General features: G+C 65.8%; 1 protein-coding gene. It reads left to right on the forward strand.

The features are described 5' to 3' along the window. Nucleotides 1-310 (forward strand): hypothetical protein (locus tag BN358_RS26080; RefSeq protein WP_198018367.1); only part of this gene is annotated, 310 nt, incomplete at both ends.

Raw genomic sequence — 310 nt, forward strand, 5'->3', positions numbered from 1 at the left:
CCCGGGAATACCTGCCCTTGATGTTCAGCCGGCGCCACGGCGACCCGAGCCGACCGTGGAACCGCTTCGAGATCCGCCTCCTCGACCCCTCCGGTGGGCCGATCGTCGGCTATCAGGGGAACTGGCGGGACATCTTCCAGAACTGGGAGGCCCTGGCCTGGTCGCACCCCGACTACCTGGAGAACATGATCTGCATCTTCGTCAACGCGACCACCGTCGACGGCTACAACCCCTACCGCATCTCCCGCAGCGGAATCGACTGGGAGGTGCCCGAACCCGACAACCCCTGGGCGAACCTCGGCTACTGGAG

This window comes from Sedimentibacter sp. B4, from assembly GCF_000309315.1.
Classification (GTDB): Bacteria; Bacillota; Clostridia; order Tissierellales; family Sedimentibacteraceae; genus Sedimentibacter; species Sedimentibacter saalensis.